Source organism: Streptomyces cinnabarinus (assembly GCF_027270315.1).
GTDB classification, from domain to species: Bacteria; Actinomycetota; Actinomycetes; order Streptomycetales; family Streptomycetaceae; genus Streptomyces; species Streptomyces cinnabarinus.
Map to the genome: position 1 here is coordinate 5,127,209 of NZ_CP114413.1, position 24,522 is coordinate 5,151,730.

General features: G+C 70.4%; 25 protein-coding genes. 19 read left to right on the plus strand and 6 right to left on the minus strand.

Annotated features, from left to right (window positions below; genetic code table 11):
* Position 1: 1 nt before the first annotated feature.
* On the minus strand, positions 2-829 hold the full coding sequence (locus tag STRCI_RS23200) for a helix-turn-helix domain-containing protein (RefSeq protein ID WP_269660885.1): 828 nt from the start codon (positions 827-829) through the stop codon (positions 2-4).
* Between the two features lie 62 nt (positions 830-891).
* On the opposite strand from STRCI_RS23200, the gene STRCI_RS23205 reads away from it, so the two are divergent.
* The 6 genes from STRCI_RS23205 (at position 892) to STRCI_RS23230 (ending at position 6,823) form a co-directional block, all read left to right on the plus strand.
* Entirely contained in the window at positions 892-1,485 is a 594-nt protein-coding gene (locus STRCI_RS23205; RefSeq protein ID WP_269660886.1) for a TIGR03086 family metal-binding protein, read from the plus strand.
* A gap of 79 nt (positions 1,486-1,564) precedes the next feature.
* The gene (locus STRCI_RS23210; RefSeq protein ID WP_269660887.1) at positions 1,565-2,677 is read left to right on the plus strand and encodes an LLM class flavin-dependent oxidoreductase; all 1,113 of its coding nucleotides are present in this window, start codon (positions 1,565-1,567) and stop codon (positions 2,675-2,677) included.
* The gene (locus tag STRCI_RS23215; RefSeq protein ID WP_269660888.1) at positions 2,677-3,267 is read left to right on the plus strand and encodes an FMN reductase; all 591 of its coding nucleotides are present in this window, start codon (positions 2,677-2,679) and stop codon (positions 3,265-3,267) included. Before STRCI_RS23210 ends, STRCI_RS23215 begins: the two co-directional genes overlap by 1 nt.
* A 73-nt stretch (positions 3,268-3,340) precedes the next feature.
* Positions 3,341-4,069: a response regulator transcription factor gene (locus STRCI_RS23220; RefSeq protein WP_269660889.1), complete on the plus strand. Its 729-nt coding sequence runs from the start codon at positions 3,341-3,343 to the stop codon at positions 4,067-4,069.
* Positions 4,070-5,482, plus strand: a complete 1,413-nt coding sequence (locus STRCI_RS23225) for a sensor histidine kinase (protein ID WP_269660890.1) — start codon at positions 4,070-4,072, stop codon at positions 5,480-5,482.
* Between the two features lie 78 nt (positions 5,483-5,560).
* A complete protein-coding gene (locus tag STRCI_RS23230; RefSeq protein WP_269660891.1) occupies positions 5,561-6,823 on the plus strand; it encodes an ArgE/DapE family deacylase in 1,263 nt (420 codons plus the stop codon).
* Positions 6,824-6,832: 9 nt separating this feature from the next.
* Here the strand turns inward: STRCI_RS23230 and STRCI_RS23235 are convergent, their stop codons facing one another.
* Positions 6,833-8,404 carry a carbohydrate-binding protein gene (locus STRCI_RS23235; protein ID WP_269660892.1) on the minus strand — a complete coding sequence of 524 codons (1,572 nt, stop codon included), beginning with the start codon at positions 8,402-8,404 and terminating at the stop codon, positions 6,833-6,835.
* A gap of 181 nt (positions 8,405-8,585) precedes the next feature.
* Here STRCI_RS23235 and STRCI_RS23240 point away from each other — a divergent pair, with 181 nt between their 5' ends.
* From STRCI_RS23240 to STRCI_RS23265, 6 genes are all read left to right on the plus strand, one after another.
* The gene (locus tag STRCI_RS23240) at positions 8,586-9,218 is read left to right on the plus strand and encodes a hypothetical protein (protein WP_269660893.1); all 633 of its coding nucleotides are present in this window, start codon (positions 8,586-8,588) and stop codon (positions 9,216-9,218) included.
* Positions 9,219-9,357: 139 nt separating this feature from the next.
* Positions 9,358-9,996 carry a sigma-70 family RNA polymerase sigma factor gene (locus STRCI_RS23245; RefSeq protein ID WP_269660894.1) on the plus strand — a complete coding sequence of 213 codons (639 nt, stop codon included), beginning with the start codon at positions 9,358-9,360 and terminating at the stop codon, positions 9,994-9,996.
* A 169-nt stretch (positions 9,997-10,165) separates the two neighbouring features.
* Positions 10,166-10,624, plus strand: coding sequence for a PaaI family thioesterase (locus STRCI_RS23250; RefSeq protein ID WP_269660895.1), 459 nt, complete (start codon positions 10,166-10,168; stop codon positions 10,622-10,624).
* Positions 10,625-10,777: 153 nt separating this feature from the next.
* The gene (locus tag STRCI_RS23255; RefSeq protein WP_269660896.1) at positions 10,778-11,275 is read left to right on the plus strand and encodes an NfeD family protein; all 498 of its coding nucleotides are present in this window, start codon (positions 10,778-10,780) and stop codon (positions 11,273-11,275) included.
* Between the two features lie 48 nt (positions 11,276-11,323).
* A complete protein-coding gene (locus STRCI_RS23260) occupies positions 11,324-12,856 on the plus strand; it encodes a flotillin family protein (RefSeq protein WP_269660897.1) in 1,533 nt (510 codons plus the stop codon).
* Positions 12,857-13,091: 235 nt separating this feature from the next.
* Positions 13,092-13,787 carry a type 1 glutamine amidotransferase domain-containing protein gene (locus STRCI_RS23265; RefSeq protein WP_269660898.1) on the plus strand — a complete coding sequence of 232 codons (696 nt, stop codon included), beginning with the start codon at positions 13,092-13,094 and terminating at the stop codon, positions 13,785-13,787.
* A gap of 15 nt (positions 13,788-13,802) precedes the next feature.
* On the opposite strand, the gene STRCI_RS23270 is transcribed toward STRCI_RS23265, so the two are convergent.
* The 4 genes from STRCI_RS23270 to STRCI_RS23285 all read right to left on the minus strand — a co-directional run bounded on the left by STRCI_RS23270 (position 13,803) and on the right by STRCI_RS23285 (position 16,518).
* The gene (locus STRCI_RS23270) at positions 13,803-14,309 is read right to left on the minus strand and encodes a GNAT family N-acetyltransferase (protein WP_269664623.1); all 507 of its coding nucleotides are present in this window, start codon (positions 14,307-14,309) and stop codon (positions 13,803-13,805) included.
* A 59-nt stretch (positions 14,310-14,368) separates the two neighbouring features.
* Positions 14,369-14,893, minus strand: coding sequence for a hypothetical protein (locus STRCI_RS23275; RefSeq protein ID WP_269660899.1), 525 nt, complete (start codon positions 14,891-14,893; stop codon positions 14,369-14,371).
* Between the two features lie 71 nt (positions 14,894-14,964).
* Positions 14,965-15,699, minus strand: coding sequence for a dienelactone hydrolase family protein (locus STRCI_RS23280; protein ID WP_269660900.1), 735 nt, complete (start codon positions 15,697-15,699; stop codon positions 14,965-14,967).
* A 183-nt stretch (positions 15,700-15,882) separates the two neighbouring features.
* Positions 15,883-16,518: a hypothetical protein gene (locus STRCI_RS23285; protein ID WP_269660901.1), complete on the minus strand. Its 636-nt coding sequence runs from the start codon at positions 16,516-16,518 to the stop codon at positions 15,883-15,885.
* A gap of 282 nt (positions 16,519-16,800) precedes the next feature.
* On the opposite strand from STRCI_RS23285, the gene hemL reads away from it, so the two are divergent.
* From hemL to ccsB, 7 genes are all read left to right on the plus strand, one after another.
* Positions 16,801-18,117: a glutamate-1-semialdehyde 2,1-aminomutase gene (gene hemL, locus STRCI_RS23290; protein WP_269660902.1), complete on the plus strand. Its 1,317-nt coding sequence runs from the start codon at positions 16,801-16,803 to the stop codon at positions 18,115-18,117.
* Positions 18,114-18,818, plus strand: coding sequence for a histidine phosphatase family protein (locus STRCI_RS23295; RefSeq protein WP_269660903.1), 705 nt, complete (start codon positions 18,114-18,116; stop codon positions 18,816-18,818). The genes hemL and STRCI_RS23295 overlap by 4 nt, the downstream gene beginning before the upstream one ends.
* A gap of 120 nt (positions 18,819-18,938) precedes the next feature.
* Positions 18,939-20,186, plus strand: coding sequence for a polysaccharide deacetylase family protein (locus tag STRCI_RS23300; protein WP_269660904.1), 1,248 nt, complete (start codon positions 18,939-18,941; stop codon positions 20,184-20,186).
* Between the two features lie 78 nt (positions 20,187-20,264).
* Positions 20,265-20,855, plus strand: coding sequence for a TlpA family protein disulfide reductase (locus tag STRCI_RS23305; RefSeq protein WP_269660905.1), 591 nt, complete (start codon positions 20,265-20,267; stop codon positions 20,853-20,855).
* A 1-nt stretch (position 20,856) separates the two neighbouring features.
* Positions 20,857-21,627 carry a cytochrome c biogenesis CcdA family protein gene (locus STRCI_RS23310; protein ID WP_269660906.1) on the plus strand — a complete coding sequence of 257 codons (771 nt, stop codon included), beginning with the start codon at positions 20,857-20,859 and terminating at the stop codon, positions 21,625-21,627.
* A 3-nt stretch (positions 21,628-21,630) separates the two neighbouring features.
* Positions 21,631-23,334, plus strand: coding sequence for a cytochrome c biogenesis protein ResB (gene resB / locus STRCI_RS23315; protein WP_269660907.1), 1,704 nt, complete (start codon positions 21,631-21,633; stop codon positions 23,332-23,334).
* Positions 23,331-24,446 (plus strand): c-type cytochrome biogenesis protein CcsB, encoded by a 1,116-nt coding sequence (gene ccsB / locus STRCI_RS23320; protein WP_269660908.1) that lies wholly within the window; start codon positions 23,331-23,333, stop codon positions 24,444-24,446. Before resB ends, ccsB begins: the two co-directional genes overlap by 4 nt.
* Positions 24,447-24,522 lie beyond the last annotated feature (76 nt).

Below are 24,522 nucleotides of genomic sequence, written 5' to 3' on the forward strand. Positions count from 1 at the left end.
GCTACGAGGGGGTCGCCGCCTGCGCGTACGCCGTCGGCGGCACCCCCACCGTGGCCGTGAAGTCCCGGATCAGGTGGGCCTGGTCGGCGTAGCCGAGTTCGTTGGCGAGGGCGGCCCAGTCGAGGTCGGGGCGGGTGCCGGCGTGGTCCAGGGCCTCCTGGATGCGGTACCGCAGCAGCACCCACTTGGGACTGACGCCCACATAGGCCGAGAACAGCCGCTGGAGTGCCCGGGTCGACAGCCCCTCCGCGTCGGCGAAGTCCCCCACCCGGCGGAGCGCGCGGTCGGCGCGGATGCGCCGGACGAGCTCCATGGCGAGGTCGGCCTGGGGGTCCGGGGCGGGGGCCAGGGCCAGCAGGAACGCGTCGAGGGCGGCCACCCGGTCACGGTCGTCGACGGGGGTGACGATCGTGCGGGCGGCCTCGCCCGTGGCCCGCGGGAAGACCTCCTCGGCGGGCAGCGCGCGGTCCGTCCACCGGGAGACGGGATCCCCGGGGGCGTACGGGCGGAAGCCGCCGGGGCGGAACTTCACCCCGCAGACCCGGCCGCGTCCGCTCAGCTTGCGGGTGTACAGACCGAGGGTCACCCCGGTCAGCTCCCCGTAGGGCGGACCCTCGTCCTCGTCCCACTGGAAGGTGAGGTTGACGGCCGGGTGCGGGACGATCTGTGAGGCGTACGGCTCGGGCAGGTCCCAGTCGATCAGCCAGTACCACTCGACGTAGCGGCCCAGCGGCTCGGCCGGCCGGTGGCGGCGGAAGCGCACGCGGGTCAGCAGTCCGGCCGGGTCCACGATGCCCCGGGTGTCGGTGTCACGCCGGCGAGCTTCCATCCTCGGATCGTATGTCGCGTTTCTTCAAGAAGAGCGGCCGTCGCCGCTCCTACGGTCGGGGCATGGACACGAACCCTGTGAAGACGTACGGCATCGGTGAGCTGCTGGCCATGGCGCGGGAGCGGGCGGTCCCGGTGGTGCGGGGCATCCCGGACCCGGCCCTCGGCGGTCCCACGCCGTGCGCGGAGTACGACGTGAAGGCGCTGTGCAACCACTTGTTCCAGGTGGTCGTCCAGTTCCAGCGGCTGGCGGTGAAGCAGGACTCGGACTTCGGCGAGACCCCGGACCGGCTGGCCGGGAGCCCCGAGTGGCGCGAGCTGTTCGCCGAGGAGACGGACCGGCTGGTGGCGCTCTGGTCCGCGCCCGGCGCCGAGGAGGGCACGACGGGCGCGATGAACATGCCGGCGCGGCTGGTCGGCTCGATGGCCCTGCTGGATCTGACCGTGCATGTGTGGGACCTGGCGCGGGCGACGGGCCAGGAGTACTCCGGCGCGGACGAGGCGGTCGTGGCGGAGCTGGCCGCGGCGGTCGAGGAGCTGGAGCCGACGGCCCGGAAGATGGGCGTCTTCGGGGCGCCCGTGCCGGTGGCGGAGGACGCGCCGGCCTTCGAGCGGCTGCTCGCCGACACCGGACGTGACCCGCACTGGACGCCCTGAGCAGGCCGGGAATAGCTCGCGAGGGGTCACCGTTCCCAGGGTATAGTTGAACAGTCAACAACCTGGAGGGTGAGCGACCATGCAGTTCGGGATCTTCAGCGTCGGCGATGTCACACCGGACCCCACCACGGGCCGGACACCGACCGAGCGGGAGCGCATCAAGGCCATGGTCGCCATCGCGCTGAAGGCCGAGGAGGTCGGCCTGGACGTCTTCGCGACCGGCGAGCACCACAACCCGCCGTTCGTGCCGTCCTCGCCGACCACCATGCTCGGCTACATCGCGGCGCGGACGGAGAAGCTGGTCCTCTCCACCTCCACCACGCTGATCACCACCAACGACCCGGTGAAGATCGCGGAGGACTTCGCGATGCTCCAGCACCTGGCCGACGGCCGGGTCGACCTGATGATGGGCCGCGGCAACACCGGCCCGGTCTACCCCTGGTTCGGCAAGGACATCCGCGAGGGCATCAACCTCGCCATCGAGAACTACAACCTGGTGCACCGCCTGTGGCGCGAGGACGTCGTGAACTGGGAGGGCCAGTTCCGCACGCCCCTCCAGGGCTTCACGTCCACGCCCCGCCCGCTGGACGGCGTAGCACCGTTCGTCTGGCACGGCTCCATCCGCTCCCCGGAGATCGCCGAGCAGGCCGCGTTCTACGGTGACGGCTTCTTCCACAACAACATCTTCTGGCCGGCCGACCACACCAAGCGGATGGTCGAGCTGTACCGCAGCCGCTACGCCCACTACGGCCACGGCACCGCCGAGCAGGCGATCGTCGGCCTCGGCGGGCAGGTGTTCATGCGGAAGAACTCGCAGGACGCGGTGCGCGAGTTCCGCCCCTACTTCGACAACGCGCCGGTCTACGGCCACGGACCCTCCCTGGAGGACTTCACCGAGCAGACCCCGCTGACCGTCGGCTCCCCGCAGCAGGTCATCGAGAAGACCCTGGCCTTCCGCGACTACGCCGGTGACTACCAGCGCCAGCTGTTCCTGATGGACCACGCCGGGCTGCCGCTGAAGACCGTGCTGGAGCAGCTCGACCTGCTCGGCGAGGAGGTCGTCCCGGTCCTGCGCGAGGAGTTCGCGAAGAACCGCCCGGCGGACGTGCCGGACGCCCCGACCCACACATCCCTCAAGTCCGCGCAGGAGATGTCCGCGCAGGACAGCTCCTCCCAGGAGGTGACCGTCTGATGAAGCTCGTCGTCGTGTCGGCGGGGCTGAGCGTCCCGTCCTCCACCCGGCTGCTCGGCGACCGGCTGGCCGCCGCCGTAGGCGCCCGGACCCCGGTCGAGGTCGAGGTCGTGGAGCTGCGCGACCTCGCCGTGGAGATCGCGCACAACTTCACCAACGGCTTCCCCGGCCGGAAGCTGTCCGCCGCACAGCAGGCCATCACGGCGGCGGACGGGCTGATCGTGGTCACCCCGGTGTTCTCGGCGTCGTACAGCGGACTGTTCAAGTCGTTCTTCGACGTGCTGGAGCAGGACGCGCTGGCGGGCAAGCCGGTGCTGATCGCCGCGACCGGCGGCACCGCCCGCCACTCGCTGGTCCTGGAACACGCCCTGCGCCCCCTCTTCGCCCACCTGCACGCCGTGGTCGTCCCGACCGGTGTCTACGCGGCCTCGGAGGACTGGGGCGCGGAGGGTCTGGACGGGCGGATCGAGCGGGCGGCGGGGGAGCTGGCGGCGCTGATGACGGGGCTGGGCTCGGCGCGGCCGGCGAAGGACGACCTCGCGGTGGTGCCGTTCGCGGAGCAGCTGGCGGCGCTGCGGCCCACCGGGTGAGAGGCCAGTAAGAAGGACTCCGGGTGAGCCGCCCGTCACGCCGGAGTCCGAACCGGGTTGGCACACTGGCAGCGTGTCCCAGACCGTGCTGCTCGCCGAAGACGACCGCGCCATCCGGCACGCCCTGGAGCGTGCCCTGACCCTGGAGGGCTACCGGGTCACCGCGGTCGCCGACGGCGTGGAGGCGCTGGCGCAGGCCCACACCTCGCCGCCGGACGTCCTCGTCCTCGATGTGATGATGCCCGGCATCGACGGCCTCCAGGTCTGCCGGGTGCTGCGCGCCGAGGGCGACCGCACCCCCATCCTGATGCTGACGGCGCTCGTGGAGACCCAGGACCGGATCGCGGGCCTGGACGCGGGCGCCGACGACTACGTCGTCAAGCCCTTCGACGTGGAGGAGGTCTTCGCCCGGCTGCGCGCCCTGCTGCGCCGCACCGGGCGGACCGGCGCCGCGCCCGTGCAGGTCCCCGAGCCCGAGGAGACCCCCGAGCAGCCGCCCGAGCGCTCGCTGGAGGCGGCCGGGCTGCGGATGGACCCGCAGGCCCGCCGGGCCTGGCGCGGCGAGCGCGAACTGGAGCTGACCCGCACCGAGTTCGAGCTGCTGGAACTGCTGGCGCGCAACGCCGGGATCGTCCTCGACCACGCCACCATCTACGACCGCATCTGGGGCTACGACTTCGGCCCCGGCTCCAAGAACCTCGCCGTCTACGTCGGCTATCTGCGCCGCAAGCTCGACGAGCCCGGCGCCCCGCCGCTGATCCACACGGTGCGCGGCGTGGGTTACGTGCTCCGGGAGGACTGAGTGGGCCGCGTCAGGCGGCTGCTGCGGCGCCCGCGGCCCCGGCTGGTCTCGCTGCGCACCACCTTCGCGGTGTCCTTCGCGACGGTGACCGCCGTCGTCACCGTCCTCGTCGGCATCCTGTCCTACAGCGCCGCCGCCCGGCTGGTCCGGGTCGACCAGCAGTCCGTCTTCGACGAGGTGGTGCAGGACGTACGCGACGAGGTCAGCAACCGCCGGATGGACCCGGTGGACTTCTCCTCCACCGCGCCGGGCCACGACCTGGTGCGCCCCGCCCGGACGGATGTGCAGGTCCTCGGGCCGGACGGCTCCGTCTACGATCCCGGACGTCCCGGACTTCCCGTCACCGGCTCCGACCGGCGGATCGCCGCTCAGCAGGTCTCCGGGCGCACGGTCGTGCACGCGGACGTCGATGTCGGCAACGACGTCTACCGCGTCGCCACCGTCTCCTTCGGCGGCGGCCGGGGAGCGGTGCAGATCGCGCAGGAGTTCAGCAACACCGAGGATCTGCTGCGGGCGCTTCAGCAGCGGACGTTGATCCTGATGTCGGCGGTCGTGGTCGGGGCCGGGCTGTTCGGGTGGTGGCTGGCCCGGCGGATCACCCGCAGGCTGATCGTCCTCGCCTCCGCCGCGGAGGACGTCGCGCGGACCCGGCGGCTCGGCATCCAGGTGCCGGTCACCGGCTACGACGAGGTCGGCCGCCTCGGCCGGGCCTTCGACCGCATGCTCGGGCGGCTCGCCCAGTCCGAGGAGGACCAGCGGCGGCTGGTGCAGGACGCGGGGCACGAGCTGCGGACGCCGCTGACCTCGCTGCGGACCAATATCTCCCTGCTGCGCCGGATCGACGAGTTCCCGCCGGAGACGCGGGACGAACTGGTCGCCGACCTCGCGACGGAGGCCCGTGAACTGACCGATCTCGTCAATGAGCTGGTGGACCTCGCGGCCGGTCAGTCCGACTCCGAGCCGCCGCAGCGGGTGGATCTCGCCGATATCGCTGAGGACGTGGCGGGGCTCGCGCAGCGGCGTACGGGGCGGCGGATCGTGGTGCGGGCCAGCGGGGACACGACGACGGACGGGCGGCCGGGGATGCTTCAGCGGGCGATGTCCAACCTGGTGGAGAACGCGGCGAAGTTCGACCGTCAAGGGACGGCCCCTATCGAGATCAATGTGGCGGGGCCCGCGGTGCATGGGATTGTGCGGGTGGAGGTGCTGGACCGGGGGCCCGGGGTTGCCGACGACGATCTGACGCATGTCTTCGATCGGTTCTATCGGGCCGCGGACGCGCGGTCGCTGCCGGGGTCGGGGCTGGGGTTGTCGATCGTTCGGGAGGTCGCGTTGGCGCATGGGGGCGCGACCTTCGCCTTGCGGCGGGCGGGGGGCGGTTCTGTCATCGGGTTCACCGTGGGGGGCGGTTAGGTGCTTTGCCGGGTGCGGGTGCGTGGGGGCTGGTCGCGCAGTTCCCCGCGCCCCTGGGGAGTCTTACTATCCGGCGTTATGTTGAGCCGTGAAGAGGGTCTTGCGCTTGGTGCCGTTGATGAGGCCGCTGTTGCTCGTACGCTGCTGGAACTCATCGCCGTCCCCAGCGTCACCGGCAGCGCTGCCGAGTCGGAGTTGCAGCACTTGCTGGCCCGGCGGCTCGAACTTCTCGACCTCGACGTCGACCTGTGGTCCATGGGCCTCGACGCCCTCCGCGCCGACCCCGACTTCCCCGGCTCCGAGGCTCCACGCGACGAGGCGTGGGGCCTGGTCGGCACGGCCGGGGACGGTGACGGGCCGACCCTCATCCTCCAAGGTCACGTCGATGTCGTGCCGCCCGGAGACCTCGCCGCCTGGGACGGGGACCCCTTCGTCCCCCGGGTCACCGGAGATCTCGTGCACGGGCGGGGTGCCTGTGACATGAAGGCCGGGCTGGTCGCGCACCTCGCCGCGCTCGCCGCGATCCGCGCGGCCGGGGTCCGGCTGCGCGGGCGGGTCGCCGTGCACTTCGTCGTGGGGGAGGAGGACGGCGGGATCGGCGCCTTCGGGACCCTGCGGCGCGGGTACCGCGGTGACGCCTGTGTCATCGCCGAGCCGACCGGCGGGAGCGTCATCACCGCCAACGCGGGCGCGCTGACCTTCCGGATCGCCGTGCCGGGCAAGTCCGCGCACGGGAGCTCACGGGAGCAGGGCGTCAGCGCGATCGACGCCTATCTGCCGTTGCACGCGGCGCTGGCCCGTCTGGAGGCCGAGCGCAACAGGGACCCGGCACCGCTGATGGCGGAGCACCCGATCCCGTACGGCCTCTCGGTCGGTACCGTGCGCGCCGGTGACTGGGCGAGCAGCGTGCCCGATCTGCTGGTGGCCGAGGGACGGCTCGGGGTGCGGCTGGGGGAGGAACCGGCCGACGCGCGGGCCGAGTTCGGACGGTGTGTGGCCGAGGCGTGTGCGGACGATCCGTGGCTGCGGGAGCATCCGGCGGTCGTCACCTGGCCTGGCGGGCAGTTCGCGAGCGGTGCGCTGCCGGACGGGCATCCCCTCGCCGACCTGGTGCGCGAGGCCCGGTCCGACGCGGTCGGGGACGGGCGGCTGCCGGTGCGGGGTGCGACGTACGGCAGCGATCTGCGGCTCTACTCCGGGGCCGGGATCCCCACGCTCCAGTACGGGCCCGGTGACATCCAGGTCGCCCACAGCGCACGGGAGCGGGTCTCGGTGCGCGAAGTCGTGGACGTGGCAAGGACGTTGGTTCCGGTGATCCTGCGGAGCGTGGGGACGCGGTGACGACAGGCCCTAGGGCGAGACCACCGAGCCGCCGAACGTCACCACCAGCTTGCCGTCCGAGGCGAGCGACCAGCCGAGGGTGCCGTCGTAGGAGGAGCAGCGGGAGCCGTTGGTGCCGGACCAGAACTGGTTGGAGCTGTCGGAGTCGCCGATGATCCGGTCGTTGGTGCCGCTGTCACTGCGGCAGGAGGTGTTGCTCCGGAACACCGAGGTGCCTGCGTCGAAGTTGAAGTTGCGCTCGGTGTTGTCGACGCTGACGTTGTTGGAGATCGTCATCGAGCCCGGGTTGCTGTTGTAGGTGAACCCGTGCTTGCCGTTGTCGACGGCGAAGCTGCGCCGGACGATGTGGTTGACCGGCACGTCCTCGCCGCCCAGCTTGTAGCCGTTGCGGTCGCCCGCGCCCGCCTGGGAGCCGTCGCTGAGGGTGCCGTTCTCGTAGGAGAGCGAGTCCTCGATGGTCACCGGGCCGATGGGGTCCTCGTCGGCGTAGGTGTAGAGGTCCCAGCCGTCGTCGATGTTGTGGTGGGCGACGGCGTAGCGGAAGACGTTGCCGGTGCCGGTGGTGAGCTTCGCGGCGAAGCCGTCGGCGTCCTCGCCGTCGGAGTCGGCGTTGTCGTGCGACTCGGCGCTCAGGATCAGGTTGTTCGACGGCCACTGCGCGGTCGGCGTGGTGGAGGTCATCCGGCCGAGCTGGAGCCCGGTGTCCCGGTTGAAGCGGGTCACCGTCCGCTCGATGACGTTGTTGCTGCCGCCGACGAAGATGCCGTTGTCCCCGGCCCGTTCGACGACCAGCCCCTTGATGTGCCAGTACGAGGCGTTCAGCTGGAGCCCGCGGTTGGACGAACTCTCGCTCTGCGCCGAGAAGTTGAGTACCGGGGTCTCACCCGGGTAGGCGGCCAGCGTGGTGCGGGCACCGGAAGTCCCGTTCTGGCCCGCCGGGATGGTGACCGTCGCGGCCTGGTTGTACGTCCCTCCGCGCACGTAGATCGTGCCGCCCGCGGAGATCCGGCTGATCGCCGAGGTCAGTGTCGTGGGCGCCGACTGGGTGCCGGCCGCGCCGTCGGTGCCGTTCGGGGCGACGTAGAGCGCGCTGCCGGTCGGCGGCGGGGTGTCGCCGGTCACCGCGTCGACGTGGTCGAGGTTGGGCAGGCCGCCGGCGGTGGTCGGGCTGAGACGGATGGTGTTGCTGCCCGCGTTGAGGTTCACGGTCAGCGACTTGGTCGTCCAGGTCGACCAGGTGCCGGTGCCCTCGAAGGACGGGGTCTGCACGGTGGTGCCGTTGACGATCAGGCTCGCCGGGCGGGCGGTGGTGGTGCCGTTGGCGAACCGGATGTTCAGGGTGGCCGTGCCCGCGGCGGCCGCGTTCACGGTGACCTGGGCGTACGCGCCGGTGGCGTTGGTGCCGTTGCAGAAGCCGCTGCCGGAGAACCCGGCCCAGTCGGAGTCGATGGTGCCGGTGCAGATCGCGGGCGAGGTCTCGGCCTCGTACCGGGTGGTCGCGGCCTGCGCCGGGTTTCCGGACAGCGCGACCAGTGCACCGGCCAGCAGGCCGGCGCACGCGAGGGCGGATCTCAGGTGCATCTGGTGCCTCCAGAAGCCTTGGGGGTAAGCGCTTTCTCCGGGAAGCTTGGGAGTGGTGTTGTGTGCGCGTCAATATCTGTGTACTTGATTCTTATTCACAGACATGAACAGATGAACCGTCCGTGGGCGGCAGCCGTACCCCTGCCCGACGGACCGTGCCCGGATGCGAGGATGAGGCGCCATGACAGCAGGGCGGTGTACTCGCACGATCAGGGCCGCGGTGTTCGCGGCCGTCTGCGTGCTGCTCGCCGCCCTCGGCCACGTCCTGATGTCCGGCCGCCAGGTGCCCGCCTGGGCGCTGGCCGCCGGAGTCGCCGTCACCGCGGTCGCCGGCTGGTTCCTGGCGGCGCGTGAGCGGGGGCTGCCGCTGATCGTGACGGTCGTGGTGGCCGCGCAGACGGGGCTGCACTCGGCGTTCTCGCGGGTGCAGTCGGCGTCCGCGAAAGACATGGGCGCCGAGCACATGCACTCCATGGACACCATGGGCGCCATGGACATGAGTCACATGGATCATGGCGGCTCGACGACGGCCGCCGCCGACTCCTCGTCCTCCTTCGGCATGCTCGCCGCCCACCTGCTCGCCGCGCTGCTCTGCGGACTGTGGCTGGCGTACGGCGAGAAGGCCGCGTTCCGCATCCTGCGGGCCGCCGCCGGACGGCTGGCCGCCCCGCTGCGCCTGCTGCTCGCCCTGCCCGCGCCGCCGGAGCGCCCGCGCCTCCGCCTCGGCCGGGGCGGTGCCGACCGGGTGCCGCGCCTCTTCCTCGTCCATGCGATCACTTCCCGGGGTCCGCCGGTGGGGCCCGCTGTCGCCTGACGACAGCCGGCGCCGACGGCCGTAGGGCCGTTTCCCCCACATCACTCACCGGGTCGCGGACCGCCGCGCCTGTCTGTGCCGTGTGTTCGCGTGTCCGCACGCGCGCGGTCCGGGCTCCGGACGACCCGAAGGACATCAGGTGATCGTTCCTGATCCGCCCGAGCGGACGGCATCCCGCAGATCCACGACCGCCGCTGCCGCCGATGAGTCGATAACGGCGTGGGCGCTCGCCGCGCGGACCGGTGATCCGGCCGCCGTCGAGCACTTCGTGCGCGCCCTGCACCGGGACGTGCTGCGCTATGTCGCCCACCTGTGCGCCGATCCCCAGGCTGTGGACGACCTGGCGCAGGACACCTTCCTGCGCGCGCTCGGCAGCCTGCACCGGTTCGAGGGCCGCTCCTCGGCCCGTTCCTGGCTGCTGGCCATCGCCCGCCGCGCGGTGATCGACAGCTACCGCCACGCCGCCGCCCGGCCCCGGCTCTCCGATCTGCCGGACTGGCAACTGGCCGTGGAGAACGCGCAGCCGCGGGGCCTGCCCGGGTTCGACGACGGAGTCGTCCTGCTCGATCTGCTGGCCTCGCTGCCCGCCGAGCGCCGCGAGGCGTTCGTGCTCACCCAGCTCCTCGGACTGCCGTACGCGGAGGCGGCCGAGGTGAGCGACTGCCCGGTCGGGACCGTGCGTTCGCGGGTGGCGCGGGCACGGGCGACGCTGCTGGATCTGCTGGACGGGCCGGAGGCGCCGAAGGTGCCGGAGACGCCGGTGCTGCAGGCGGCTTGATCCGTACGGAGGGGTGCCGGGGTCCGAGGGGCCCGGCACCCCTCGGTGCGATGATGACGTTCGCCGGTCATATGCCGGGGCCGTCGGTGTCCGTGGGTGCCGGTCGATGTCCGTCAGTATCCGTCGGTGTCCGTCGGTCGTGGTGCCGTGATGTCCGTGAGGAGAGCACGTGGAAGACCAGAAAGACGCGCGGGAGCAGGCGAGCCCCGAGACGCAGGCCCGGATCCGCGGCAGCTTCGACCGCCAGGGCCTGATGGGCCATCTCGGCGCCCGGATCACCCACATCGCGCCGGGCCGGGTCCACATCACGCTCCCGAACCGCCCCGAAGTCACCCAGCAGCACGGCTACTTCCACGCCGGAGCCACCAGCGCCATCGCCGACAGCGCCGGTGGCTATGCCGCGTACACGCTGTTCCCCGAGGACTCCGACGTGCTCACCGTCGAGTACAAGATCAACCTCCTCGCCCCGGCCCTGGGCGACCATCTGGAGGCGATCGGAACGGTGTTGAAGTCCGGCCGGACCCTGACGGTCTGTCAACTTGAGGTGTACGGCGTCCAGGACGACCGCCGCAAGCTCGTCGCCAACGGTCAGCAGACGCTGATCCGGGTGAACGTGCCGGAGCGGTGAGGCGAGGGGCGAGCACGGGTTCCGGTTGCGCGGGGACCCGGCATCAAGACGGCATAGAGATTGCCGGAATCCGGCAGTGAAACGGTTCCCCCTCACCTGACACGATTCCGGCAGGTCGGAGGTCGGCGTCGGGGCGGGAGGGGGACGGCGCGCATGGTCTGGTTTCTGGGACTGGGCACAGCGGGGGTCGCGTTGCTCGCCCTGTCGCTGGTCTTCGACGGGGTGCTGGAAGGCGCGCTCGACGTCGTCCTGGACGGGTGGCTGTCGCTGCCGGTCGTTGCCGGATTCCTGGCGATGACGGGCTTCGGCGGCGCCATCGTCACCGGGGTTGCTGACGTCGGCCCCGCGGTCGCCACCACGGCGGGTGCCGTGTGCGGAGCGGGGACGGCCTGGCTGACGTATCGCCTCAGCCGGATCCTGATGCGTGACCAGACCGATCGCACCCCGAACGGGGGCGACCTGGTGGGCGTCGCCGGGAATGTGGTCACCGCGATTCCGGTGGACGGGTACGGCGAAGTGCTGCTCCAACTTGCCGGGCAGCGCGTGAAGTTCGCGGCCCGCAGCGCAGGCCCGGTGGCGCGCGGCGCCGAGGTGTGGGTCGAGGCGGTGCCGTCGGCGACGTCGGTCGTGGTGCGTCCGGTGGACCGCTGAACTTTCCTTTCTCTTCTCTTGGTTCGTACGTGATTCGGGGGCAGTGTCATGAGTCCTGTCGTCTTCGCCGTCGTGGGAGTCGTCGTACTCCTCGTGCTGCTGGCGCTGGTGGTGATCACCCGCTACAAGGTGGCGGGTCCGAGCGAGGCGTTCATCGTCACCGGCCGGCGCGGCAAGAAGGCCACCGATCCGGAGACCGGACGGGTCTTCACCGACAACAGCGGGCAGAAGGTCGTGGTCGGCGGCGGAGTGTTCGTCGTGCCGTTCGTGCAGCAGAAGTTCACCCTCGACCTGTCCTCCCGGCACATCCCGGTGGCGGTGCGCGGCGCGGTCACCCTGCGCGGCGTGAAGGCCAACCTGGACGGTGTGGCGATCGTCAAGGTCGGCGGCACCGAGGACTCGATCCGGGCCGCCGCCCAGCGGTTCCTGATGCAGCAGGACGGGATCGTCGGCTTCACCCAGGAGGTGCTCTCCGGCGCGCTGCGCGCCATCGTGGGCCGGATGTCGGTGGAGGACGTCATCCGTGACCGGGCCGCGTTCGCCGGGCAGGTGGCGGAGGAAGCGGAGGCGAGCCTGTCCGGGCAGGGGCTGGTGCTGGACGCCTTCCAGATCCAGGACATCACCACCGAGGGCTCCTACCTGGAGGACCTGGGCCGTCCGGAGGCCGCCCGAGCCAGGCAGGAGGCCGATATCGCCGAGGCCGTGGCCCGGCGGGCCGCCGAGCAGGCGCGGCTGAAGGCGGAGGAGGAAATCGCGGTCGCGCAGCGGACGTTCGCGCTCAAGCAGGCCGAGATCAAGGCCGAGACCGACGAGGCCGCGGCCCGTGCCGCCGCCGCGGGTCCGCTGGCCGAGGCGGCCCGGCGGCAGGAGATCCTCACCGAGCAGGAGAAGGTCGCCGAGCGGCAGGCCGCGCTGACCGACCGCCAGCTCGACACCCAGGTCCGCAAGCCCGCCGACGCCCAGCGCTACGCCGCCGAGCAGGAGGCCGAGGCCCGCCGGGTGGCCCGGGTCAAGCAGGCCGAGGCGGAGAAGTCGGCCGGTATCGCGGACGCGCAGGCCGAGGCCGAGCGGGCGCGGCTGACCGGTGAGGGCGAGAAGCAGCGCCGGAGCGCGCTGGCCGAGGCGGAGGCCATGGAGGGCCTGAAGCAGGGCGAGGCCGAGCGCTCCCGGCGTGCGGCGATCGCCGAGGCCGTACGTCTGGAGGGAGAGGCCGAGGCGGCGGCGATCGGGGCGAAGGGTGCCGCCGAGGCGGAGGCGATGCGGAAGAAGGCGGACGCGTTCGGGCAGTACGGCGACGCGGCGATCATCCAGATGCTCGTCGAGGTGCTCCCGCAGGTCGTGGCGAAGGCGTCCGAGCCGCTGAGCGCCGTGGACAAGATGACCGTGATCTCGACGGACGGGGCGGGACGGATTCCGCGGGCCGTGGCGGACAACGTGGCCCAGGGCCTGGAACTCCTCGGCTCCACGACGGGTGTCGACCTCGCGGAGCTGCTGAAGGGGGCAACGCGGGGGGCTGGTGCCGTGACCGGGGAGGAGCCCGCGGGGGCGGCGCTCAACGGCAAGGTGGAGATCACCGGTTGACCCGCCCGGCACCGACAGGGCGCCGAACACTGCCGGAACCCGGCAATGCGCGGAGTGCGGACGCCCCGGCATCATCGGTGCCGGGGAGCACTACGGATGACTCCGGTACCGGAGCCGGCAGCCGCCGACCGGTGCCGGGGTACATCCCTGCCGTACGGCCTCCGGCGACATGCGGGTACGGCGGGCGCTCGGTATGTTCGAGCTGACCTCGTGCCCGACCCTCGGAGAGCGCACCATGTCGAAGATCCTCTTTGTGCTGACCGGCTCCGACCACTGGACGCTGGCGGACGGCAGCAAGCACCCGACCGGCTTCTGGGCCGAGGAGGCCGTCGCCCCCCACCAGGCGTTCACGGCCGCCGGCCACGAGATCGTCGTGGCGACACCGGGCGGTGTCGCACCGCCCCTGGACCAGGGCAGTCTGGCCCCGGAGTTCAACGGCGGTGAGGAGGGCGCGCGGCGGATGGCGGACGCCCTCGGTACGATGGCCGAACTCCAGCGGCCCGTACGGCTGGAGGACGTGGACCTCGCCGACTACGCCGCCGTCTACTACCCCGGTGGCCACGGCCCGATGGAGGACCTGGCCGTCGATGAGACCTCCGGCAGGCTCCTGATCGACACGCTGGACTCGGGCAAGCCGCTCGGGGTGGTCTGCCATGCCCCGGCCGCGCTGCTGGCGGCCACCAGGGCAGACGGCACCAACGCCTTCGCAGGCTACCGCCTGACCGGCTTCAGCAACGCCGAGGAGACCCAGGCGGGCTTCGCGCCCAAGGCCAGGTGGCTTCTGCAGGACCGGCTGGTCGAGATCGGCGCGGACTACCAGGAGGGCGAGCCGTGGGCCCCGTACGTGGTCGTGGACCGCAACCTGGTCACGGGCCAGAACCCGGCCTCCGCCGACCCGGCGGCGGCGGAGATGCTGAAGAAACTGTCCTGACCCCGGTCATCCGTCTCAGACGACGGCGGGACTGCGGCGCTCCAGCAGGACCACGTCTCGCCAGCGGCCGTGTTGGCGCCCGATGCGCTCCCGGGTACCGATGACCCGGAACCCGGCGCGTTCGTGCAGGGCGAGGCTCGCGGTGTTCTCCGGAAAGATCCCGGACTGGACGGTCCAGACACCGGCCGCCTCAGTACTGTCGATCATGGCTTTGAGCAGCGCGGACGCCACCCCGCGCCCCCGGGCGCCGGGATGGACGTACACGGAGTGCTCCACCACACCGGCGTAGGCGCAGCGGTCGGAGACCGGAGTCACGGCGACCCACCCGAGCACGGCACCGCGCTCGTCCAGGGCGACGAACCGATGCGCGGGCGACTTCGCCGTATCGAACGCCTCCCAGCCGGGCGCGACCGTCTCGAAGGTGGCGTCGCCCTCGTCGATGCCGGCCTGGTAGATCGCCAGCACCGCGTCGGCGTGCTCGGGTGCCATAGGCGCGACACGCACGGGATGCACGGTGTCCATGGAATGCACGGGGTCTATGGAATGCACGGGGTCCATGGACTGCATTGTCCCGCCCGCCCTCAGTGCCCGGCCACCACCTTCACCATGACCACGCCCAGACCGATCGCCGCGTCGACGACCGCCGCGACGATCGACGGGACGACCCCGCTGCCCATCCGCCGCCCGCCCACGAAGCCCCACGCGGCCAGCGAGGCGATGTCCACGCCGACCGCGATCCACAGCGCGGTGGACAGGTGAAAGAGACCGAAGGCAGAGAGGACGATCATCACCAGTGGGCCCGCGGCGGAGCTGAGCAGGGGGCTGGTGACGTAGAGCAGGTGCCGCAACTCGGCCCGGTCCGGCAGGCGTTGGTGGACCACGCGGTGGGCCTGGAAGTCGGCCACGAGGGTCGCCAGCCACAGGCCGAGCGCCGTGCAGGCGATGAACACCGTCGCCGTCGAGTACCGGGTATGCGTGTTCTGCGCCAGCCCGACCAGCACGGCGAGCATGGTGATCGTCGCGTAGACCCGCTCCTTGACCCGCTCGACCAGGGTTTCGAGCACCTGGGCGGTGACCGGGGGCCGGCCGGCGTCGGACTCGGACATATCGGAACCGTACGATCACCGCCACGCATGACCGAGCACGACGCGCGACTGCCGGGCTTCCTGGCCCGGCCTCACTTCAGGTGGCGGTCGTAGAAACGGTTCCCGTCCGCCAGCTCGAACCACGGAGTGCCGGTGTGCCCGCCCGTATTGGCGTGCAGTGTCTTCTCCTTGGTGCCGAAGGCGTCGAACAGGTCCAGGGCCCGTTGGCGGGGGTTCCCCTCGTCGTCCCACTGGAGCAGGAGCAGCAGCGGAACGGTGACCTGCCGGGCCTCCTCGCGCTGGGCCCGGGGCACGTAACCCCCGGCGAAGAATCCGGCGGCGGCGATACGCGGCTCGACCACCGCCAGCCGAATGCCGAGGGCCATCCACCCCGAGTACCCGACCGGGCCGCCGATCCCGGGCAGGGCAAGGAGGGCGTCCAGGGTGGTCCGCCACTCCGGGACCGCGTTCTCCACCAGCGGGCCGACGAGGGACTCGAAGATCTCGTCGACCGGCTCACCGGCCTGCATCGCCCGGCGGAGTTCGGCGCGGGCCTGTTCGTCGGCGGCGGAACGGGGCCGGTCACCACACCCGGCGGCGTCGATGGTGGCCACCGCGTAGCCGTACGCCGCGGTGAGCCGGGCCCGGGCCACCAGCCGGGCATCGCGCTTGGGCAGGCCGTTGTTGTGGGCCATGAGGATCAGCGGGACCGGTGCGGATTGCTCGGATGCGGATCCAGGCGTCCAAAGGGTGCCGGGGATCTCGCCGAGGGTGAATTCGCGCTCGAGGACGCTGTCGTCGAGGCGCTGCTCGGAAGTGAATCGCATGGTCGTGCCCTTTCGGGAGTGCGCTTGAAACGGCACTCCCGGACGACCTACCGCCCGACCGTGACCCCGGAGAGGAGCACCCACGTCGATACTGCGTTCACGGGTACCACCTCCTTGTTCTCCGGCACGGCCTCCGAAAACGTAGCAGCGCTCGCCGTACGCTCGCCAACAGGTTTTCGCGGCTCAGGGCCACACCAGGCAATAAGGCTGATGCCCCGCCTCATGCAACCGATGGCTGAAGTCCTGCCACTCGTGCAGCAGTTGATACACGTTGAACGCGTCTCGCGGACCGCCGCGGTCCGGGACCGTGGACCAGATGAAGGCTGCCGCGCCGACGGCCTCCTCGCCGATGCCGCGCAGGGGGTCCACGACCGTCATGGGGAGCTTGACGACCGCGTAGTCGGGGTGGAGGACGACCAGTTCCAGGGGTGGGACCTTGTGCAGGGGGACGCCCTCGATGCCGGTGAGCACCATCGCGGCCATCGTCTCCGGCTTGATCTTGGTGAACATGCCGTTCATGCCGAGCTCGTCGCCGCCGAGTTCCTCGGGGCGCATCGAGATCGGGACGCGGGCCGCGGTCGCGCCGTCAGGCGCGCCGAAGTACTTGTACGTCACCCCCACCCGACCACCATTCCTGCTCGCCGCCCGGAGCTCGTCGACGCGTCGGTCGATCCGCTCGGGGTCTGCCTGTCCGCTCTGTCCGCCCTGTGCCTGACGTGCTTCTGTCGTGTCCTCCGCCTCGCGCCGGTGCCTGCCCCGACGGGCACGACGCGGACCGACGTCATCGGTCCCCTCGCCCAGTCCGCCACCGCGATGCATATCTCCACCCGACTGCTTTTCTAGGACGCGCGGCCCCCGCCGCGCAACCCGATCATCGTGTCAGTGACCTCCCCCACGGCCGCTCGCCGAAACGTGCGCTGAAACACCTGTCCGCAGGATCTTGTACCAGCCCCCAGTTTCGCAGATCGCGCGGGGGAGGGGGTCGGATGTCGGGTCAGAGGAGAGCTGGCCCACAGGTGCGGGGGTCCGCTGGCCTACCCTGAGGAGGTCACTGGCAACCGGAGTCCGAGCAGTCGGAGAAGGTCGGAGAAGTCGCAGGACATGAGCTCACTGCCTTATTCATACGATGCCCCTGAGTCGCAGGCTCTGTTCGACCGTGCGGCGGCCGTCACACCCGGCGGCGTGAACTCCCCGGTGCGCGCCTTCCGCGCCGTGGGCGGAACGCCCCGGTTCATGGTGTCCGGCAAGGGTGCCTATCTGACCGACGCCGACGGCCGTGAGTACGTCGACCTCGTCTGCTCCTGGGGGCCCATGATCCTCGGGCACTCCCACCCGGAGGTCATCGCCGCCGTGCGGGAGGCCGTCTCCCGCGGTACCTCCTTCGGCACGCCCGGTGAGGGCGAGGTCGCCCTCGCTGAGGAGATCGTCCAGCGGGTCGGGCCCGTCGAGCAGGTTCGGCTCGTGTCCAGTGGGACCGAAGCCACCATGTCCGCCATTCGGCTCGCTCGCGGGTTCACCCGGCGAAGCAAGGTGATCAAGTTCGCCGGGTGTTACCACGGTCACGTCGACTCGCTGCTCGCCGCCGCCGGCTCCGGCGTCGCCACCTTCGCGCTGCCCGACACCCCGGGTGTCACCGGCGCCCAGGCCGGCGACACCATCGTGCTGCCGTACAACGACCTCGAAGCCGTGCAGGAGGCCTTCCACCGGCACCCCGGCGAGATCGCCTGCGTCATCACCGAGGCATCCCCGGGCAACATGGGCGTCGTACCGCCGCAGCCCGGCTTCAACCAGGGGCTCAAGGACGCCTGCGCCAAGAACGGCGCCCTCTACATCTCCGACGAGGTCATGACCGGGTTCCGGACCAGCCGCGCCGGGTGGTTCGGGGTCGACGGGGTCGTCCCCGACCTGATGACCTTCGGCAAGGTCATGGGCGGTGGCTTCCCGGCCGCGGCCTTCGGCGGACGTGCCGACGTCATGGCGCACCTCGCCCCCGCCGGGCCCGTCTACCAGGCCGGCACCCTCTCCGGGAACCCGATCGCCACGGCCGCCGGTCTCGCTCAGCTCCGGCTCCTCGACGATGCGGCCTACGACAAGGTCGACGCCGTGTCCGGGCAGATCCAGGGTCTGGTCACCGACGCGCTCAGCAAGGAAGGCGTCGCTCACCGGCTTCAGACCGCCTCCAACATGTTCTCGGTGTTCTTCACCGACCGTGAGGTGCGCGACTACGAGGACGCCAAGAAGCAGGACTCCTTCCGCTTCACCGCCTTCTTCCACTCGCTGCTCGCCAACGGCGTCTATCTGCCGCCGTCCTCCTTCGAGTCCTGGTTCGTCTCCACGGCCCATGACGAGCGAGCGGTGCAGAAGATCGCCGACGCCCTTCCGGCGGCGGCCCGCGCGGCGGCGGAGGCGCAGGCATGACCAACCCCGAGAACGGCTCCCACTTGAACTCCGACATCACCGTCGTGCATCTCATGCGGCACGGCGAGGTCGCCAACCCCGACGGCGTCCTCTACGGCCGTCTCCCCGGCTACCACCTCTCCGAGCTGGGCCGTCAGATGGCCGACCGGGTCGCCGAGCACCTCGCCTCCCGGGACGTCACCCACGTGGTGTCCTCCCCGCTGGAGCGGGCGCAGGAGACCGCCACGCCGATCGCCAAGGCGCACGGCCTGGACATCGCCACCGATGAGCGGCTCATCGAGGCGGACAACGTCTTCCAGGGCAAGACCTTCGGCGTCGGTGACGGTGCGCTGAAGAAGCCGGGCAACTGGAAGCACCTCGTCAATCCGTTCAGGCCGTCCTGGGGCGAGCCGTACTTCGAGCAGGTCGTGCGGATGGTGGGGGCGCTGGACGCCGCGAAGGACCGGGCGCGGGGGCATGAGGCCGTGCTGGTCAGCCATCAGCTGCCGATCTGGATCGTGCGGTCGTATGTCGAGAAGCGGCGGCTTTGGCATGACCCGCGGCGTCGGCAGTGCACGCTGGCGTCCCTGACGTCGTTCACGTATCAGGGCGACAAGATCGTGTCGGTCGGCTACAGCGAGCCCGCGATCGACCTCGTACCTGCTCATCTTCGTGCGGGTGCCAAGCCGGTGAAGGGCAAGGACAAGGCATTCGGGGCATAGCGCAACCCCGGCCCGTTTGTATGGCATTTGTTCTGAATCACATGTGATCCACAGGAACCTCCCCCTTCGTCCCGTCCTCTGACTGGTTGACCACCAGAGAACGTGACGAACGGGGATGCCATGCGCACTCTCACCCGAAGGGGAGCACTCGGACTCGGCGTCGCCGGGGCCGCCGCGGCCGGACTCGCCGGATGCGGTGCCCTCAAGCCGTCAGACGGGTCGAACCCCTCCGGAGGTTCCGCGGGTTCGGATCCCCGGCCCGCCGACGGCGGTGCCGCCAAGCCCGCCGACCGGCCCATCGGCGACGGTTCCACCTCGTACACCGGCAAGCAGCCGAAGCAGCCCGCCAAGCCCGTGCCGCTGGAACCCGGCCAGACCCCGCCCCAGTTCGTCGTCTTCTCCTGGGACGGCGCCGGAGAGGTCGGCAACGGCCTCTTCCCGCGCTTCCTCGACCTCGCCGAGGAACTCGGCGCCCATATGACCTTCTTCCTCTCGGGGCTCTATCTGCTGCCCGAGAGCAAGAAGCGGCTCTACGACCCGCCGAACAACCTGCGCGGCGCCTCCGACATCGGCTATCTCACCGACGCGCACATCAAGGACACGCTGAAGGGCGTCCGCCGGGCCTGGCTCGACGGGCACGAGATCGGCACCCACTTCAACGGCCACTTCTGCGCGGGCTCCGGCTCGGTCGGAAACTGGACCCCACAGCAGTGGCGCAGCGAGATCGACCAGGCGAAGTCCTTCGTGAAGGAGTGGCGCACCAACAGCGGCTGGACCGAGCTGCCGTCGCTGCCCTTCGACTATGACAAGGAACTCGTCGGCGGCCGTACGCCCTGTCTGCTCGGCCAGGAGAACCTGCTGCCCACCGCCCGCGACCTCGGCTGGCGCTACGACGCCTCCTCGCCCGGCGGGCGTCAGGTCTGGCCCACCAAGAAGCAGGGCATATGGGACCTGCCGCTTCAGCAGATACCTTTCCCCGGGCGCTCCTTCGAGGTGCTCTCGATGGACTACAACATGCTCGCCAACCAGTCGGTCAACTCGACCAACGCGCCTGCCCATAACTATCCGGGCTGGCGTGAGCAGTCGACTCAGGCGTACATATCCGGCTTCAAGCGGGCTTACGAGACAAATCGTGCACCCTTCTTCGTCGGCAACCACTTCGAGCAGTGGAACGGCGGGATCTACATGGACGCCGTGGAAGAGGCTCTGCAGCACATCGCGCGGGAGAAGGAGAAGGGCGAGGACGTACGGCTCGTCTCCTTCCGGCAGTTCGTGGACTGGCTGGACGTGCAGTCGCCGGACGTGCTCGACAAGCTGCGCACCCTCGATGTGGGGCAGGCGCCCGCCAACGGCTGGAAGAAGCTCTGAAAGCCGTCCTGATATGCGGGTTTTCACCTGCAAGGGGGGTGCGCAAGATCCCCGGAACGGACATGCGAAACTTTTCACATGAGTGCCGCCAGTCGCGCCCCCCTGACCCTCGCCGGTGCCGTCGTCACCGCGCTGCTGCTGTCCGCATGCACCTCGGGCGGTAAGTCCGGGGGTGCCGGGGACACCGGCTTCGTCATGGGCGAGGACGGCATCGCGACCGTCAAGTCGGGGCAGCGGGACTCCGCGCCCGAGCTGTCCGGCGCCACCGTCGACGGCAAGCAACTCGATGTCTCCGCCTACGACGGCAAGGTCGTCGTGCTGAACGTCTGGGGCTCCTGGTGCGCCCCCTGCCGGGCCGAGGCGCCGGGGTTCGAGAAGGTCTCCCAGGACCTGAAGGCGCAGGGTGTGCAGTTCGTCGGGATCAACACCCGCGACACCAGCACCAAGAACGCCCTCGCCTTCGAGGAGGAGCAGGGCGTCACCTATCCGAGTCTGTACGACCCGACCGGCAAGCTGATGCTCCGCTTCGAGAAGGGCACACTCAACCCGCAGGCGATCCCCTCGACGCTCGTCCTCGACCGGGAGGGGAAGATCGCGGCCCGCTCGCTGGCCCCGCTCAGCGAGGAGAAGCTGCGCAAGATGATCGCCCCGGTCCTCGCGGAGAAGTGACGTGAGCACCCTCACGACCCTCGCCGCGACCGGCACCAACGAGACGGTGATGAGCGGCGCCCTGCTGCTCGCCCTGCCCGTCGCGGTCCTCGGCGGTCTGGTCTCCTTCTTCTCCCCGTGCGTGCTGCCGCTGGTCCCCGGCTATCTGTCGTACGTCACCGGCGTCACCGGCACCGACCTCGCCGAGGCCCGCCGCGGCCGGATGGTCGCCGGCGCCTCCCTCTTCGTGCTCGGCTTCACGGCCGTCTTCGTCTCCAGCGGGGCCCTGTTCGGCTACTTCGGGGACAGCCTCCAGGAGCACCAGGCGGTCCTGTCCAAGGTGCTCGGCGTGCTCATGATCGCCATGGGCGTCTTCTTCATGGGCCTGATGCCCTGGATGACCCAGCGGGAGTTCCGCTTCCACAAGCGGCCGGTCACCGGACTGGTCGGGGCCCCCTTGCTCGGCGCGCTGTTCGGCATCGGCTGGACGCCCTGCATCGGCCCGACCCTGGCTTCCGTGATCGCCCTCTCCTACAACGAGGCGAGCGCCGGACGGGGCGCCATACTGACCGTCGCCTACTGCCTCGGGCTCGGCCTGCCCTTCGTGCTCGCCGCGGTCGCCTTCCGCAAGGCGCTCGGTGCCTTCGGCTGGGTCAAGCGCCACTATGTCTGGGTGATGCGGATCGGCGGCACGATGATGATCGTGACCGGTCTGCTGCTGCTCACCGGTGCCTGGGACAGCATGGTGTCGGAGATGCAGAACTGGTCCAACGGCTTCACTGTGGGGATCTGAGCGATGAGCGAGACGACAACCGACCGCGCCGAAGAGCAGGACCTCGGCGCCGCCGGCTCCCAGCTCTCCACCGCCCCCAAGGAGGAGCTGTCCAACCTGCCCGCCATGGGCTTCGTCGGCTGGGCCCGCTGGTTCTGGCGGCAGCTGACCTCCATGCGGGTCGCGCTGCTGCTGCTTCTGCTGCTCGCGCTCGGCGCGATCCCCGGCTCGCTGATCCCGCAGTCCGGATCGGACGAGACCAAGGTCGCCGAGTTCCGCGACCAGCACGACATCCTCGCGCCGGTCTACGACAAGCTCGGCCTCTTCCACGTCTACAGCTCGGTGTGGTTCTCCGCGATCTACATCCTGCTGTTCGTCTCCCTCATCGGCTGCATCGTGCCCCGCACCTGGCAGTTCGTGGGCCAGCTGCGCGGCCGTCCGCCGGGCGCCCCGAAGCGGCTGACCCGGCTGCCCGCCTACACCACCTGGCGCACCGAGGCCGAGCCCGAGCAGGTCCGCGAGGCCGCGCTGGCCCTGCTGAAGAAGAACCGCTTCCGGTCCCACCTCGACGGTGACGCGGTCGCCGCCGAGAAGGGCTATCTGCGGGAGGTCGGCAACCTCGCCTTCCACATCGCCCTGATCGTGATGCTGATCGCCTTCGCCTGGGGGCAGCTGTTCAAGATGGAGGGCAACAAGCTGATCGTCGAGGGCGGCGGGTTCTCCAACACCCTCACCCAGTACGACGACTTCAAGTCCGGCACCCTCTTCGACACCGAGGACCTCGCCCCCTTCTCCTTCGACATGAAGGACTTCAAGGGCACCTACGAGGCGTCCGGCCCCAACAAGGGCACCCCGCGCACCTACCAGACCTCCCTCACCTACGCCGAGGGCGCCTACGGCAAGGACCGGCCCACGGTCGTCAAGGTCAACGAGCCGTTGAAGATCGGCGACTCCAAGGTCTACCTCACCGCCCACGGTTACGCCCCCGTCATCACCGTCCGGGACGGCAAGGGCAAGGTCGTCTTCAGCGACGCCGTACCGCTGCTGCCGCTCGACTCCAATGTCACCTCCTCCGGAGTGATCAAGGTCCTCGACGGCTACCGCAACGCCGAGGGCGTCAGCGAGCAGCTCGCCTTCCAGGCCTTCTTCCTGCCCACCTACACGGCCGGCAACGAGGTCTCCTCCAGCTTCCCCGCCCTGATCAACCCGGTGCTCAACCTGGAGCCGTACCACGGTGACCTGGGCGTCAACTCGGGCATCCCGCAGAGCGTGTACCAGCTCGACAAGAAGCACATGAAGGGGTTCAAGGACTCCAAGGGCAAGCAGATGCGGGAGAACCTGCGGCCCGGGGAGACGCTGACGCTCCCGAACGGCGCGGGGTCCCTCACCTACGAGGGCACCAAGGAGTGGGCGAACTTCCAGATCACCCAGCAGCCCGCGAGCGGCTGGGCGCTGGCCGGTTCCATGGCCGCGATCTTCGGTCTCGCCGCCTCCCTGTTCATCCAGCGCCGACGGGTGTGGGTGCGGGCGGTCAAGGGCGCCGACGGGGTGACCGTCGTCGAGATGGCCGGGCTCGGCCGCAGCGAGTCCGCCAAGGTGCCCGAGGAGCTCGGCGACCTCGCCGGAATCCTGTACGAACAGGCGCCGGGCGCGCCCGATCCCGACGACGACTCCGAACCCGCAACCGACTCCGACTCGCCGGTACCTGCCGAAGGGGCTGGGAAGTGACTCTCGCCGCCGCAACCAACGAAGGCCTCGCGAACCTCAGCAACACGCTGATCTACTCCGCGATGGCCGTCTACACCCTGGCCTTCTTCGCGTACATCGCCGAATGGCTCTTCGGCAGCCGCAGCAAGGTCGGCCGCACCGCCGCCGCGCTCACCGCGACGAAGGCGAAGCAGGCCGCCGCCGCTCCCGCGGTCACGGTGAAGAAGGCCGGCGGCACCGCCGTACTGGAGCGGCCGAAGGTCGTCGTCCGGGCCGCGACCGGCACCCGGGACGTGCCCGACGGGCCCGGCGCGCACGGCGGGGACGAGCAGGGCGACCTCTACGGGCGTATCGCCGTGTCCCTCACGGTGCTGGCCTTCCTCATCGCCTTCGGTGGTGTGCTCACCCGGGCCCTGTCGGTGCAGCGGGCGCCGTGGGGCAACATGTACGAGTTCAACATCACCTTCTCCACCGTCGCCGTCGGGGTGTACCTCACGCTGCTGGCGCTGAAGAAGAACGTGCGCTGGCTGGGGCTGTTCCTGACCACCACGGTCCTCCTCGATCTCGGCCTCGCCGTCACTGTCTTGTACACCGCCAGTGACCAATTGGTTCCCGCCCTGCACTCGTACTGGCTGTACATCCACGTCTCCACGGCGATCCTGTGCGGCGCGGTCTTCTACGTCGGCGCGGTCTCCACGCTGCTGTACCTCTTCAAGGACAGCTACGAGAACAAGCTGGCGGGCGGCGGCACCCCCGGCCGCTTCGCGAACTCCGTGCTGGACCGGCTGCCCGCCGCGTCCTCCCTGGACAAGTTCTCCTACCGCGTCAACGCGGCCGTCTTCCCGCTGTGGACCTTCACGATCATCGCGGGCGCGATCTGGGCGGGCGACGCCTGGGGCCGCTACTGGGGCTGGGACCCCAAGGAGACCTGGTCCTTCATCACCTGGGTCGCCTACGCCTGCTACCTGCACGCCCGCGCCACGGCCGGCTGGAAGGGCCGCAAGGCCGCCTACCTGGCCCTGCTCGCCTTCGGCTGCTGGCTGTTCAACTACTACGGCGTGAACATCTTCGTCTCCGGCAAGCACTCCTACGCCGACGTCGGTCTCGGCGCCCTCCAGGCCGTGGGGTTCTGAAGTCCATGGGGCTCTGAAGTCCCGTACGGTGAAGGCCGGTTGCCTGTGACCTGGGTCACGGGAACCGGCCTTTGTC